Below are 14156 nucleotides of genomic sequence, written 5' to 3' on the forward strand. Positions count from 1 at the left end.
TTGAACAGCACGGCATTTGCTATACTCTTGCCAAATTTAATACTTACCATTGCAAATTTACCACCTTAGGATGTTGATATGACCCAAGATGAAATGAAAAAAGCTGCCGGCTGGGCTGCGCTTAAATACGTTGAAGAAAACAGTATTGTTGGTGTTGGCACGGGTTCAACGGTAAATCACTTTATTGATGCATTAGCAACGATGAAGCATGACATTCAAGGGGCAGTTTCAAGCTCTGAAGCGTCAACAGAAAAACTGAAGCAATTAGGTATTGAAGTGTTCGACATGAACAGTGTTGCAGATTTATCTGTGTATGTTGATGGCGCTGACGAAATCAACGCTCACATGGATATGATTAAAGGTGGCGGCGCGGCATTAACTCGCGAAAAAATTGTTGCTGCAGTAGCAAAGAAATTTGTTTGTATCGTTGATAATACCAAGCAAGTTGACGTATTAGGCGAGTTCCCACTTCCAATTGAAGTGATCCCTATGGCACGTTCTTATGTTGCCCGAGAACTGGTTAAACTTGGCGGTGATCCTGTTTACCGTGAAGGTGTAGTAACAGATAACGGCAACGTTATTCTAGATATGTACAACTACAAAATTCTTGACCCTAAAGCACTTGAAACTCAGCTAAACGCTATTGTAGGTGTGGTGACTAACGGCTTGTTCGCAAACCGTGGCGCTGACGTATTGCTTGTTGGTTCACCAGATGGTGTTAAAACCGTTTTGCCAGAATAAGTCGTCTGAAAGCAACAGTTTAAACAAATACGTTTATTAAACAAATACGTTTATTAAACAAAAAGCCCAATCATTGATTGGGCTTTTTTATTGGCTTTAATAAGCGGAATTAACCCACTTTAAATAAGCTCACAGCTTCGTGTAATGTCTCAGCTCTCTGTCTTACATCTTGGGTAGCTGCTGAGTTCTCTTCGGTGGCATTGGCTGTCTCATCAGCAATATCTCGAATAATCACGACATTCTTATTCACTTCAGCCGCGACCATACTTTGCTCTTCAATGGCTGTTGCGATTTGAGTGCTCATATCAGAAATAGTTTGCACATCTTGAGTAATAGATTGCAATAAATTCCCTGCCCCTGCAGCCTGATCGACACTGTCACTACCTTGTTGCTGACTCGCTTCCATTAATTGCACTATTGAGTGGGTTCTAGATTGCAATGTAGTAATAATTTTGGATATTTCCTCAGTTGACTCTTGAGTGCGCATAGCAAGGCTTCTCACTTCATCGGCCACAACCGCAAAACCACGCCCTTGTTCGCCTGCTCTGGCAGCTTCAATGGCGGCATTTAATGCCAGTAGATTAGTTTGCTCGGCAATGCCTCTAATAACATCTAACACACTACCTATGGTTTCACTATCACGTTCTAAATCTCCAACCACTTCAGATGAATCACTTAATTGGCTAGCTAAGGTTTGAATTTTCTCAATGGTTTGCTCAACGCTGACTAAGCCTTGCTGAGCATGATCGTTGGTTTCGTTAGCTTTCAGCGCGGCTTGCTCAGTATTACTGGCAATCTCTTCAATTGTCGCGCCCATCTCAGTAATGGCAGTTGCGACCATGTCGGTTTCACTCAGCTGTCTTGACACCCCTTCTGAGGCCACAACTGCATTTTGGGTTAACTCTTCGCAAGAGATATTCATCGCATCGACAGATTCATTAACTTGCTCAATCAAGGTCTGAAAGCTAACCACCATGGCATTAAAATGTTTAGCTATTCTAGCGAGTTCATCATTTCTAGTTTCGTCACATCTAAGGGTCAGATCTTTGTTTTTTTCGACTTCAGAAATCACTTTATTAATATCATTAATTGGCACCACAATACTGCGTAATATCATGTAAGCGAAAACACATAAAATGAAGGTGATTAAAATAAATATACTGGCACCTAAGATGAGGGCGTTATTCTCAGCGGCACTGATTTCTTGATGGGTTTGTTGCTGTAAGGTGGTTAAATCTATATCAGTTTTTTTAATGGCTTCTCTTAATTTGAGCATATCACCATCGTAAGCAGTTAAACCGAATTCTTTTTCTTTGTTTGTCAGTAAATCAAAGCTTTTTTGATAAGAATCCACTAAAGAATTTAATTGTTTTTTAATTTGATAATCGAGCGTTGAGGCACTCAATTGAGATTTAAATAAGTCGATATTTTTATCAAATCTATCTAAATAACTTTGGGTGCGGCGCAACATAAAGTCTTTCTCGTTTCGGCGCAGTTGTAGCATAGTTACCGATAGTAAGTTTTGATTTTGCTGCTTAAGGATAGATTCAACGTTATGTACCGATTGACGTAAATCACCATACAAACCTGTTTTGGGTGTTAAGCCTATTTCTGTTTGCAGCGTAACTAATTCACTAAACAGCCCTTTATAGATCCGTAAACTTTGACTAAAACTGGTCAAACTTTGATTAGGCAATCCACGTTCAATAAGCACTTCATCGAGCACCTGAATAATCGTATTTATTTCAGCAAAAGTACTGTCATGCTGCTGCGTGTATTTTGTATCTAAGCGCGCAAAAAAATCTTTTTCAATCACTCTAAGTTGTAATACTTCACGCTCAATTTCAGTTACATGATTAGCCGCGCTGGCTAATTTTGACTTCACGTCACTGGTATATAACTGCAAACCAAACATGGCAGTAAAAGCCACCAGAGACACGGCTACACTAAGTATTAATTTGGTACGAATTAACATATAAATCCCTAATATCCTTCAGGTACATTAAAAATATAGATGCTTAACTCAGTATTAGACAATTTTTAAGCAAACTAAATTTGTGCTGGAAATACAAGCTATTACTTTATTAGTACAACCTTAACACTGTATATTTATCGACCAAGTAACAATTATCTTCATATATTTTTTAAATACGAGTAAACCTTTTAAGTACTTGCTAATGTCTAATCTAGTAACTCGCACTCAAACGGATAAAACGGTGAACCTGAATTCCAGCAACATCACTGAACATGATCAGCCACTTCAGCAGCAAACGCTTACAGCTGAAACTAGCCATGATCACATCGACGGACCTATGTCTGACGAGGCATTAGTGAACCAAGTAAAATCGGGGAATAAGGCCGCATTTAAAGCCCTCTATCAGCGTCACCAAGGTCGGGTATATGCGATTAGTTTTCGCTTAAGTGGCAGTCATGACCATGCTGACGAAATTTGCCAAGACTGCTTCGTCAGATTATGGCAAAAGTTGGATCAATTTAACGGTGAAAGTCAGTTTACGACTTGGCTGCATAAATTGTCGGTTCATCAAGCCATCAACAGCATGAAAGCCAAACAACGTTTTTGGCATCGTTTTTTACCTGACAGCAATATTGCTGAAGAAAATGAGCAAGACTCAAGTCAACAATACGAGTACCACCGTTTAGATAAATTGATTATGAAGTTACCAGAAAGAACCAGAGTGGTTTTTGTATTAAGCGCCATTGAAGGCTATCAGCATCAGGAAATTGCACAAATATTAAATATTGCAGTGGGTACCAGCAAAGCCCAGTACCACAGAGCAAAACAGATGTTACAGGAGATGCTGTCATGAAAAGAACACAGTCTAAGCTTCTAGAGCAGCAAGATAATAACCAGAATCAACTTGATGAGCTCATTGCAAGCTTGCCAAAAGAGATAACGCCCCCTGTTGATTTATGGCAAAACATTGACGAAGGAATCAGTGCTAAAACGACTCATGATATCAGCCATTCAAATAGCGCCAGTCATCAACAGCATTGGAAAATGCTCGCTATGGCTGCAAGTCTCGCTTTTGTGATGGTCTTAGGTTGGAAACTATCAACTTCAGCCGTAACACCCATTCAAGAGCCTTTGACGGTTAACAATGCCTTATCGAATCAGTCAACTGAAGATTTAATCGCATTGGTGGATCAAATTGCTCAGACCCACCAGCAACAAATAGCCGCCTTTGATGACAACAAATATACCGTAGGTATGCAGCTTGATAATCAAGCGAATCCTTTCAATAAAGGGTTTTCAGAACTAGAGCTTGCATCAAAACAGATCCAACAAGCCTTAAAAAATGATCCAAATAACAAGCAGGTATGGGATTTATGGCTTTGGATCATGAAGCGAGAAATCGAATTGTTACAACAGCAGCAACGTACGCCAATTAATACGACTCCACCGACTCAAGGAAATCTAATATGAACGCAAAATTTAGCCAACTGCTAGGCCGCATTATTATCGGCTCTAGTGTGTTATTCACCTCACTCATGGCCCAAGCGGTAGAGCAAGTTGACCGTGAAATTTCGGTTTCAGCTAACCCGCAGATTGAATTAAAAGTTCAGCGTGGGAAAGTAGAAATTATTGGCTGGGATAAAGGTCTCATAAGTGTAAAAGGTCATTTAGATGAGTTATCTGAAGGGTTTGTTTTTGAACAGAAAGGCGATGAGGTCATTATCGAAGATAAACTACCAAGTAGCTACCGAGGTAATAATAAACAAGGTTCTAATTTGGTGATTTACGTGCCATCAGAGCTAAAGATCAATGCTGAAGGGGTCTCTGCTGATTATGCGATGGAGAAACTCACCGGTAAAGTCGAGCTATCTTTAGTCAGCGGCAATATGAAAGTCGAAGATATTGAAGGAAAAATCAGCCTTGCTAGCGTATCAGGTAACATCAAAGCAGAAGGACTAAATGGTAAAATTGAGCTAGAAACAGTTTCTGGTGACATCAAAGATAAGGATATTCAAGGTAAAGCAAAATATCGCTTAGTTAGTGGTGAACTTGAGTCTGAAAATAATTTAGTCACTGATTTAAGCATTGATCAAGTTTCTGGTGATGTCGAAGGCAGTTTTATTGCGGCAGAAAAAGTCAAAGTCGTCACAGTAAGCGGTGATATCGAAGTTAAGCTTAGTAACGCGGTATCTAAAGTGTTATTGGATACCGTTAGTGGCGACATTGAAGTCAAGTTTACCAATATGCCTAATTTAACATTTGAAATTGATGGTGGCCCAGGTGGCAAAATTGAAAACCGCTTAACCAGCGATAAACCAATGAAAACTAAATATTCTTCAAGACAGTCTATTCAGTTTAAAACTCAACAAGGTGACGGTAGCTTTAATGCCAGCACAATTAGTGGCAAAGTAAAACTAGAGAAGTAGTCATAAATACTTAGCTAACTTAGCCCTTAATTAAACTCTATTTGATTAAGGGCATTTAGCTCCAAACAATATTTGCGCCCTTTTTTACTATCAATTCAATGTATCGATTCAATGTATCAATTCAATGTATCAATTACTCACTTTCGACATTTAAGCTCAATGGCAATACACTGAATACACCTTGTTTCGGCATTGCTATTAAATTTAATGAATAAAACGCCATTTGAAGCTCTCGATCTTAATTTGATCAATGTTTTTTTCATTTTATATGAAGAGCTAAACACCCATAAAGCAGCCGAAAGGCTCCACATCAGCCAACCTGCTGTGAGTAGAGCATTACAGAAGTTACGTGATGCTTTTAACGACCCCATATTTGTTAAAACCAGACACGGCTTAACTGCAACCGATAAAGCCCATTATTTAGCGCAAAAGTTGCCTAATACTTGGCAAGAGCTGACCGATATTATTAACCACATGGAAGAGTTTGAGCTTAAGGCGCTCACGGGTAAAATTAATGTCACTCTGCACCCTGCTCTCATAGGATTAATTAGTGACCAATTATTTTTAGCCTTGCATCAATTAGCACCAAAAATTGAATTAGTGGTTTCGGTGTGGAGTAGTAACACAGAGCAAGAGTTACTATCAGGTAAGCAAGATATCGCCGTCACAATGGTTGAACCTGATTTTTCCAAAGAAATGACAGTTAGGACATTACCAAAGTTATTTGCCAAAGCTTATTTAAACAAGCAACATCCTTTAGCGAGGCATGTCATTAATGAACAATCATTTGCCGATTATCCACTAGCTGTTTTACATGTGACAGGGTGGAACGAAAATACAACCTATGTTGAAAAGTATCTTAGAAATGCTGGATTAACACCGAAGATAGCTTATCGAAGTCCGCATCCTGATTCAGTATTAAGTGTGGTTTCGCAAACTCATTTAATTCATGCAGCAGGTGCGCAATACCACGGCATTAATACTGATAAAGTGTGTAGTAAAATTATTCATATCAATAACAAACCTGTCGAGCTGAATAGCTATTTTTGTCACCATTATCGCCATAGAAACAAACCGTTATTTCAGTGGCTATTCGACACGATTGAGGCAATAGTTAAGCAACAACATTTATCAGAGAGAAACCTGTCGAGCTGAATAGCGATTTTTGTCACCAATATATCCTTAGAAACAAACCGATATTTCAGTGGCTATTCGACATGATTGAGACAATAGTGAAACAACATTTATCTGAGAGAAACCTGTAAAATTAGCACTCTGCTGGATGAATAAAATCGATAAAAGCTTTAGCTGCCGGTGTCAGTTTGCGGCTTTTTAAATACACTATGCTGAACGATGCTCTGATATCTGGCATATCGGTTATCGGCAATGCGACTAACGAGCCATTAACGAGCTCTTTTTTGACCGAAACATCTGGTGCTAAAGAAACTAAGTCACATTCGCTCAATGACTCTTTAATTGCTTGAAACTGCTCAAATTTAACCAAACCAGAAAACCCTTCACGATACTTATTAAATAAGTCGCCAAATTGCTCATATAGAGCCTTAGGCAAGGCTGAAGGAATCGCGATGGGGTACTGCTTAATTTCTTCTAAAGTCAGTGGAATTATTTGTGTTAATGGGTGTGCTTCACGGCAGCAAAAAATAGCTTGAAAACTCGGCAGTGGCACCACTTCAATATCATCTCTTTGTTCTAACTCTGTCGCTTTAGTTTCGGCAATAAATAGCGAGACTTCAGCGTTACATAGCTGCTGATAAAGCGATAACCAATTACCCACTTTTAGTTCTACATTCACATTGGGAAAAGTATGAATGAACTGACCTATACTTGGCCCGACGATACTGTTTAATGGAATAGCACTAGCGCCAATAATTAGCTCACCGGTTTCAAGCCCTTGAATCGCTTGTATCTCACGCTTTAAAAAATCGACATCGCGTATTATTCGGCTGCCATGTTCCACAACAATCTCACCAAATGGCGTCAATGTCACAGAGCGAGAAGTTCGCTCCAATAATTTAGCCCCGAGTAAGTCTTCCATTTTTTGGATACTTCGAGATAACGATGGTTGGGCTAAGTTTAATTCCAGTGCAGCTCGATGAAAATGTTTTAAATCAGCAACAACAAGAAAATGTTTTAAATGACGCAATTCCATAACAAACCCAATTTAAATAAGAATACAAAAACAATTAATCAATAGCATTCACGTCAACCTACTATTAAAAAACAATTTATAAAAACAAATTAAAAATATTAGAAAGTAATTTATTAATTTAATATTAACTATAAACACAATAACAAATCAATATAAATACCCCCAAAAGAAAAACCATCATAACCCACTGTTTTTAATGGACATAAACAAATCGCAACACGTATCAATATGTATCAATTAATCTACAGTTAATCGATTACTTATAAACATCAAACCGATTCAAAAAATGTATTAATAAAATCATAGACAGAATATTAATTAATAGTTTTTGTGCATCATTAAATGCTTAATTTCGCATTGGATTATCGGTTAACATTTTTGCAAACTCTATTTAACTGCCAAATATTCATTTGCAGTTATTAAAATAATAATTAATAGGGAAGCATCATGAAATTAAAAAAAATATCACTCATGACATTAGCTGCAATATATGCAGGCGGTGTTGGAAGTGTTGCTGCAAGTAGCCCTCCATCTGCAAATGATAACGTGCAATTGCAAGGCGTTAACTTAATGGAAATGTACCTCGCCAAGAAGGAAACTCAGGCAAGAATGGGTACCGATACAACTGCGCCGCTTCGACGTGGTGACATGCGCAATATTCATTTCCAAGCTAAACAAGCAAAAGACAAGTTTCAAATTGAACAAGGCATTGTTGGCAAACAGACCTACATAGTAAGAATGCATGGCAATTCTGTAGCAACTTACAAAGGTGATATTCCAGGTTTACAAGCAACTCAAGCAACACTTAATAATAAAAAGACTAAACTATTCACTGCTGGCGTCGCCACTGGTGCAAGCGTTAATGCTATTGATGCTTATACCAATCATTTACTATCGAAACAGCAAAGTCTTATTCAAAAAGCAGGCTTAGAGGTAAAGCAACAATTTACCTTAGCTGCGAACGCTTTTACAGTTGAAATGACCCAAGAAGAAGCAATGCAACTGTCTACCATGTCAGAAATTGCTTACATTCAACGTTCAAAAATCTATCAATTACATACCGATGTTGGTCCTGAGCATATAGGCGCAACTGGAGTTTGGGATGGTACCTCCACTGCAGATGGTACAGCCTACCAAGGTGAAGGCATGATAGTCGGTATTATTGACACTGGCATCAATACTGATCACCCTTCTTTTGCTGCCGTTGGCGGTGATGGTTTTGAACACACCAATCCATTAGGGCAAGGAAATTATCTCGGGGATTGTAGTCTTGAGGAGTTTGCAGTCCGCTGTAATGATAAATTAATTGGTGTATATACTCACAAAGACATTACAGCTGAATTTAAAGATGAATGGGGAAACCCATTAGCACCAGATTTTGGTGAAGATTTTCAAGGCCATGGTAGCCATGTAGCAGGCACAGTTGCGGGTAATGTTTTATATGATGTAGATGTCGTAGGTTCACAACTTGGCGGTGGTCCTGGTAATCCCATTGGCGTGCAAATGCCATCAATTTCAGGCGTTGCACCACATGCAAATATCATCTCATACCAAGTGTGTATGGTAAGTGGCGGCTGTTCTGGCGATGCCATGTTATTTGCTATCGAGCAAGCGATTAAAGACGGTGTTGATGTCATCAACATGTCAATTGGTGGCAGTGAAAGTTTCCCGTGGGATGATGCGTTTGAAATGGCGTTTCTTTCGGCCCGAGAAGCGGGTGTCGCTGTTGCACTATCTGCAGGTAATTCTGGCGCGGCAAATGGTGAAGACTCACTTTATACCGTCGACCACACATCACCTTGGGTGTTGAACGTAGCAGCAACGACTCATGCACGCTCAATTGCGATTGAAGATAAAGCACTAGATAATTTTGTCGGTGGCGACGAAACGCTAGTTCCAGATAGGCTGGATGCCGCAGGAATTTCAGAGTCGTTTACCGGTAACTTTGTTATCGCCGCTGATTTTGGTGATGCACGTTGTAATTCACCTTTCCCTGCCGATACTTTCCAAGCGTCAGACATTGTTATTTGTGAACGTGGTGATATTGCACGCGTTGAAAAAGCTTTAAATGCTGCAGCAGGTGGCGCTGGCGGATTTGTACTTTATAACACTTGGAACGAAGCCGATGACGTCGCTAATGACACTTATGCAATACCAGGTGTACATATCACGGCAAATCAGTGGTATGGCAATTGGCAAACGAAAGGCCTTCAACCTTGGCTTCAATCAGGCAGTGAATTACAAGGCACCATTACCGCATCGACAGCTACGCGCGTTATCACTCCAGAAAATGCCGATCAACTTGCGAGCTTCTCATCTCGTGGCCCATCAAGCACTATTGAAGAGCTATTCTCACCTGGAATTGCGGCGCCAGGGGTCGATATATTTGCTCCATGGAATGATGAAAACCCATTAAACCCGCAAGCAGATACCCGTAACTATAACGCCATTAGCGGCACTTCAATGGCAAGTCCACATGTTGCAGGTGTTATGGCTTTAGTGCGTCAAGCAAATCCAAGCTGGACAGCATCAGAAGTGCAATCGGCATTACAAATGACCGCCAATAGCCAAGCAATTAAAACCGTTCATCCTTTAGATAGAAAAGTTGAAGTCGCTGGCCCATATAGAGCAGGACATGGCCTAGTCAATGTTGAACACGCGATTAACAGTGGTCTAGTCATGGATGAGACTGCAGATAACTTCCGCAGAGCTAATCCACAAAATGGTGGTCAGGTGCGTGAGCTTAATTTACCGCAACTTATTAATAAAGATTGTGGTTTAAGCTGTAGCTGGATCCGCACAGTCAAAGCCACCCGCGATGGAACTTGGAGTGCTGAAGCACAATATTCTGATCGCTCGCCTCTGTTTTGGGATTTCACCTTAGATCCAACCGTAAAAGTTAACGTGACTCCATCAACCTTTACCCTTAAAGCTGGCGAAACGATAGACTTAACCGTCACTAGCCTATTTAAAGAGTCAGACATGGCTTGGTACGATGGCACAGTGCAAACGGCTGCGGGTGAAATTCAATTCACACCTCAAGATCAAACCATTCCTGCTGCACATTGGCCATTTTTGGCAACGTACAACGGAAAAACACTGCCAAATACCATCAATATTACCGCAAACGATGACCAATCTCAGCACGTGATAGCTGATGTCCCGTTTGGCGCACCTGGTTCGAGTTTAACTGGTGTTGCTTATACTCCCGTTGAAGCGACAACCGAAACCTTTGATCTACCTCGCCGTCAGTTTAGTGCGATAACCATTGATGAAGAATTTTATTGGGATACCACATTACCTAACATCAAAACCTTCACTGTCGACGTACCTGAAAACAGCGCAGTATTACGTGCTGAATTACTAGGTCGCGTCGCCTCTGAGACTGACCATCCATTTAACCAGTACCTTCAATCAGATGTTTATATCTTTAGAGATTTCAACAATGATGGGCGTTTACACCAATCTGAAGCCATTTGTGGTTCAATGCTTGGGCAAACAACCAAAGGTCAATTCTGTGCTTTAGAAGAGCCTGAAGCGGGTGAATACACTATCTTAGTAATGAGTGCCTACCCATTATTCCCATACGATAATGTCGATACGATTGAAATGGCTCATGTGGTCATTCCTAAAGAAGCTTCATCAGCTATTAACCTTAATTTTGAAGATACTAGCGAGCTAAATTCTTCATTAACTATCGACTGGAATATGGAGATGGAACAAGGAAAGCATTACTACTCAGCAGCTGCTATTTCAGCAGGTGATAATGCACCAGGTTCTTTAGCAATCGTTCCGTTAAACATTAAGCGCGATGTGAATAGTGTTTCAATTAATAGCTCTCAAGATGCTGCTAGAGTAGGTGACATTATTGATGTGAGTGTTGTGGTTCAGCCTAACTTATCTGGTAATGACCGTTCTTTAGAGCTCGATGCAACATTGTCTGCAGGTCTTAAGTTAGTACCAGGAAGCATCGCAGCAATTGAAGGGCTGACTGAAACTGAAAACGGATTTAGCTTACTCCGTAGTCAGCTTGATACCTCAGCACGTGAAACCAATTACACCATTACGACTAACCTTGAAGATGCAATGTGTCGTACGCCATTGGATATTGACTATCCTGACGGAACACCAGTAGATGGTGGATACCTAGACTTGGCAAAATTTGGCATTAACGTGTCGTGGGGTAGCTTCTTTGAAACCACTGAGTGGGGCGGAAACTGGGTTCATGATGTTGAAATGCCATTAAACGCAGGTACATTGACTCCATTTGATAATCAGGATTACTTTAGTACTGACTCTATGATTCTAAGTTCTAAAGGTTGGTTGCAATTAGATACGGGCAACTATAACCCTTGGGATTTTGTCCCTATGAATATGTACTTAGAGCTTCCAACTAATGATTATTCAACTCCACCAGATTTTATCATTGCGCCTTTATGGGGCGGCTTAGATGCTACAGATCCTATGGCCATGTTTGGTCCACAAAAGTGGACATTGTCGATGTATGAGCAAAGCTGGGATATCAGCCAAGAAAAAGGCGTGACACTAGCCTTTGCGGATGATTTCACCATCATTGAATGGAATAAAGCAGCAACTCATGACAAGAGCTGGGATGAAAACTGGAATACAGTGATAACCCCAAGAAGTGATAGCTATGATTACCAAGTATTTTTGAAAAACAATACTGGTCATGCGCCAGGTGAATATGAAATTGTCATGGCTTATGACAACATTGATTTTGCAGGTGAATCGAGTGAAGGTTCAATTGGTGTTCGTGGATATAACGGCCCTCGTGGCACGTATGGCCCATTAAAAGGCCACACTGGTGTGAGCTATGCCTTCAATGATCTTGAAGACAAAGTGTCTAACAACCTAGTGGTGTGTTATGACATTACCGGCCCAAGTGACAGTATTGTGGTTGTGAATATGCAAGCTGAAGTCACAACAGACGCCCTTGGCGTTAATCAAAGCGTCACCGTTACTGGTGATATCGAAGGTATTGCTAATGCCAATGCAGAGCAAATGATTAATGTCGCCTCAAATATCATTATGTCTGATATTAGCGATAAAATGACTGATGAAAACACCACACTCGAAGGTATTACGGTTACCTATGCTGACAATGATGGAGGTGTTTCAGCCAATACCATTACAGTCACAGGTGACAATATTACCGCTGTCGTGAACGGTCATACTTCGGGCTCAAGCTTTGACATTACGCCTGCAGCTGACTTTTGGGGTGAAACAATGGTCACAGTTACAGTATCTGACAATATTTTCCCTAATGACATGAGCTCCACAAGCTTCATGCTGACGGTAAACTCAGATGGTATTGAGCCAACGCCACCAGCAGCAGAAAACCCAATTGAGCCAGAAGCACCCAAATCTGATTCTGGCGGTAGCTTAGGTTTGTGGAGTTTGTTATTGATGTTGAGATTAACGACCATCCGTCGTCAAAAACGTCATTAAGCTCAATACCTTCACATAATATGTCAATGCGATATCGATAAAATCAAAAGGCCTTCATATGAAGGCCTTTTTCGTTATGCAAACACATTATATAACCTGTTGTAAGCAACTCAGTCACACAATGCATGAAATCAAGCCAGCACAGTTTCTTGCTTTTCATTTTGCATTGGTGACTCCAATTTAACATCCTCTGCACGCTTAACCAGAAAATTAATAAAACCCTCAGCGGCATTAGAGTGAGATTTTTCTTTTAACGACACCACGCTAAATCGTGCATAAATCAGTGGCATGATATAGGGTGACAATTCAACCAGAACTCCTTTTTCAAGCTGGTTTCTCACCGAAATCTCAGGAGTTAAAGCAACTAAATCACCATTAATTATGGACTCTTTAATAGGATGAAATTGATCAAAACGCACCATACCAGAAAAGTCTTCCCGTTGTTGCTTAAACAAATCCTCAAACGCATCGGCAATGGATTTCGGCATATGACGCGGAATAGCTAATGGGTAATCTCTAAATGAAGGCAAAAATAACCGTTGTAGTTGCGTTAACGGATGATCGGGGCGACAGCAAAATATCACTTTAAATGGCGGTAATTCGGTCACCTTTAATAATTCACTTTTCTCAAGTTCAGTGATTTTTGTTTCAGCAACAAAAAAATCAATATCGCCGTATATCAACTGTTGATATAAGTCCTCCCAAGGGGCGACTTTTAACTCAACACTCATATCAGCATAATGGCGTAAAAACTGACCGACAATTGGACCAACAAGACTATTTGACGGTATTGGACTCGCTCCCACACGCAGTTCTTTGTTATCAAAACCTTGGAACAAAGTTACCTCTTGCTCCATTTCTTCAAACTCTTTAAGAATTTTTTGACCATGCTTAAGTAAAACTTGCCCTAGTGCCGTGACCGAAACCGATTTTGAGTCTCGATTTAATAATTGCCCACCAATCAGCATTTCGAGTCGCTGAATACTCTTAGATAATGAAGGTTGGGTAATATTGAGTACTTCAGCCGCTTTATTGAAATGTTTCACCTCTGCAAGCAACACAAAATGCTTAATATGCCTCAGCTCCATATGCTTATCCTCCCCGATGTTGAACATTTAAAAATTATTAAATTCGGCTCTAATTTTCAAAATGCAAAACACATTAATTCTCTTGTTATTTGGGTAACACGACCTTAGCAAAAGCAAATAACTAATCAATCACAAACAAGCCTCCATTCTGTGACCATTTGTATCCCAAAGAACACTTTCAGCCACAAATTAACATTGGCAACCTAAATGTAACAATCAAACATCAAGCAATACAAATAAAATTAAAAACAAACAAAACAATACGTTAAACATTAACACCATACGTT

At 40.1% G+C, this 14156-nt stretch carries 9 protein-coding genes; 6 read left to right on the forward strand and 3 right to left on the reverse strand.

Annotation, left to right across the window (positions count from 1 at the left end):
* The first annotated feature begins 78 nt into the window (after positions 1 to 78).
* Positions 79 to 741, forward strand: coding sequence for a ribose-5-phosphate isomerase RpiA (gene rpiA / locus QPX86_RS16310; RefSeq protein ID WP_220751898.1), 663 nt, complete (start codon positions 79 to 81; stop codon positions 739 to 741).
* A 109-nt stretch (positions 742 to 850) separates the two neighbouring features.
* Here the strand turns inward: rpiA and QPX86_RS16315 are convergent, their stop codons facing one another.
* The gene (locus tag QPX86_RS16315) at positions 851 to 2716 is read right to left on the reverse strand and encodes a methyl-accepting chemotaxis protein (RefSeq protein ID WP_220751899.1); all 1866 of its coding nucleotides are present in this window, start codon (positions 2714 to 2716) and stop codon (positions 851 to 853) included.
* A 337-nt stretch (positions 2717 to 3053) separates the two neighbouring features.
* On the opposite strand from QPX86_RS16315, the gene QPX86_RS16320 reads away from it, so the two are divergent.
* The 4 genes from QPX86_RS16320 (at position 3054) to QPX86_RS16335 (ending at position 6297) form a co-directional block, all read left to right on the forward strand.
* Entirely contained in the window at positions 3054 to 3569 is a 516-nt protein-coding gene (locus QPX86_RS16320; RefSeq protein WP_285165184.1) for an RNA polymerase sigma factor, read from the forward strand.
* Positions 3566 to 4186, forward strand: a complete 621-nt coding sequence (locus QPX86_RS16325; RefSeq protein ID WP_285163222.1) for a hypothetical protein — start codon at positions 3566 to 3568, stop codon at positions 4184 to 4186. Before QPX86_RS16320 ends, QPX86_RS16325 begins: the two co-directional genes overlap by 4 nt.
* On the forward strand, positions 4183 to 5142 hold the full coding sequence (locus QPX86_RS16330; protein ID WP_285163223.1) for a DUF4097 family beta strand repeat-containing protein: 960 nt from the start codon (positions 4183 to 4185) through the stop codon (positions 5140 to 5142). The genes QPX86_RS16325 and QPX86_RS16330 overlap by 4 nt, the downstream gene beginning before the upstream one ends.
* Before the next feature lie 207 nt (positions 5143 to 5349).
* Positions 5350 to 6297: a LysR family transcriptional regulator gene (locus QPX86_RS16335; protein ID WP_055026425.1), complete on the forward strand. Its 948-nt coding sequence runs from the start codon at positions 5350 to 5352 to the stop codon at positions 6295 to 6297.
* Between the two features lie 112 nt (positions 6298 to 6409).
* Here QPX86_RS16335 and QPX86_RS16340 read toward each other — a convergent pair whose 3' ends face one another.
* Positions 6410 to 7312, reverse strand: a complete 903-nt coding sequence (locus QPX86_RS16340; RefSeq protein ID WP_285163224.1) for a LysR family transcriptional regulator — start codon at positions 7310 to 7312, stop codon at positions 6410 to 6412.
* A 447-nt stretch (positions 7313 to 7759) separates the two neighbouring features.
* On the opposite strand from QPX86_RS16340, the gene QPX86_RS16345 reads away from it, so the two are divergent.
* Positions 7760 to 12781: a S8 family serine peptidase gene (locus QPX86_RS16345; protein ID WP_285163225.1), complete on the forward strand. Its 5022-nt coding sequence runs from the start codon at positions 7760 to 7762 to the stop codon at positions 12779 to 12781.
* A gap of 131 nt (positions 12782 to 12912) precedes the next feature.
* On the opposite strand, the gene QPX86_RS16350 is transcribed toward QPX86_RS16345, so the two are convergent.
* On the reverse strand, positions 12913 to 13869 hold the full coding sequence (locus QPX86_RS16350) for a LysR family transcriptional regulator (protein ID WP_285163226.1): 957 nt from the start codon (positions 13867 to 13869) through the stop codon (positions 12913 to 12915).
* Positions 13870 to 14156 lie beyond the last annotated feature (287 nt).

The sequence above is a fragment of the Shewanella goraebulensis genome, from assembly GCF_030252245.1.
GTDB lineage: Bacteria > Pseudomonadota > Gammaproteobacteria > Enterobacterales > Shewanellaceae > Shewanella > Shewanella goraebulensis.

Bases quoted from the DNA above. Each gene is read 5' to 3' on its own strand.
- QPX86_RS16325 (WP_285163222.1), top strand. From the start codon at position 3,566: ATGAAAAGAACACAGTCTAAGCTTCTAGAGCAGCAAGATAATAACCAG.
- QPX86_RS16320 (WP_285165184.1), top strand. From the start codon at position 3,054: ATGTCTGACGAGGCATTAGTGAACCAAGTAAAATCGGGGAATAAGGCC.
- QPX86_RS16345 (WP_285163225.1), top strand. From the start codon at position 7,760: ATGAAATTAAAAAAAATATCACTCATGACATTAGCTGCAATATATGCA.
- QPX86_RS16315 (WP_220751899.1), bottom strand. From the start codon at position 2,716: ATGTTAATTCGTACCAAATTAATACTTAGTGTAGCCGTGTCTCTGGTG.
- QPX86_RS16350 (WP_285163226.1), bottom strand. From the start codon at position 13,869: ATGGAGCTGAGGCATATTAAGCATTTTGTGTTGCTTGCAGAGGTGAAA.
- rpiA (WP_220751898.1), top strand. From the start codon at position 79: ATGACCCAAGATGAAATGAAAAAAGCTGCCGGCTGGGCTGCGCTTAAA.
- QPX86_RS16330 (WP_285163223.1), top strand. From the start codon at position 4,183: ATGAACGCAAAATTTAGCCAACTGCTAGGCCGCATTATTATCGGCTCT.
- QPX86_RS16335 (WP_055026425.1), top strand. From the start codon at position 5,350: ATGAATAAAACGCCATTTGAAGCTCTCGATCTTAATTTGATCAATGTT.
- QPX86_RS16340 (WP_285163224.1), bottom strand. From the start codon at position 7,312: ATGGAATTGCGTCATTTAAAACATTTTCTTGTTGTTGCTGATTTAAAA.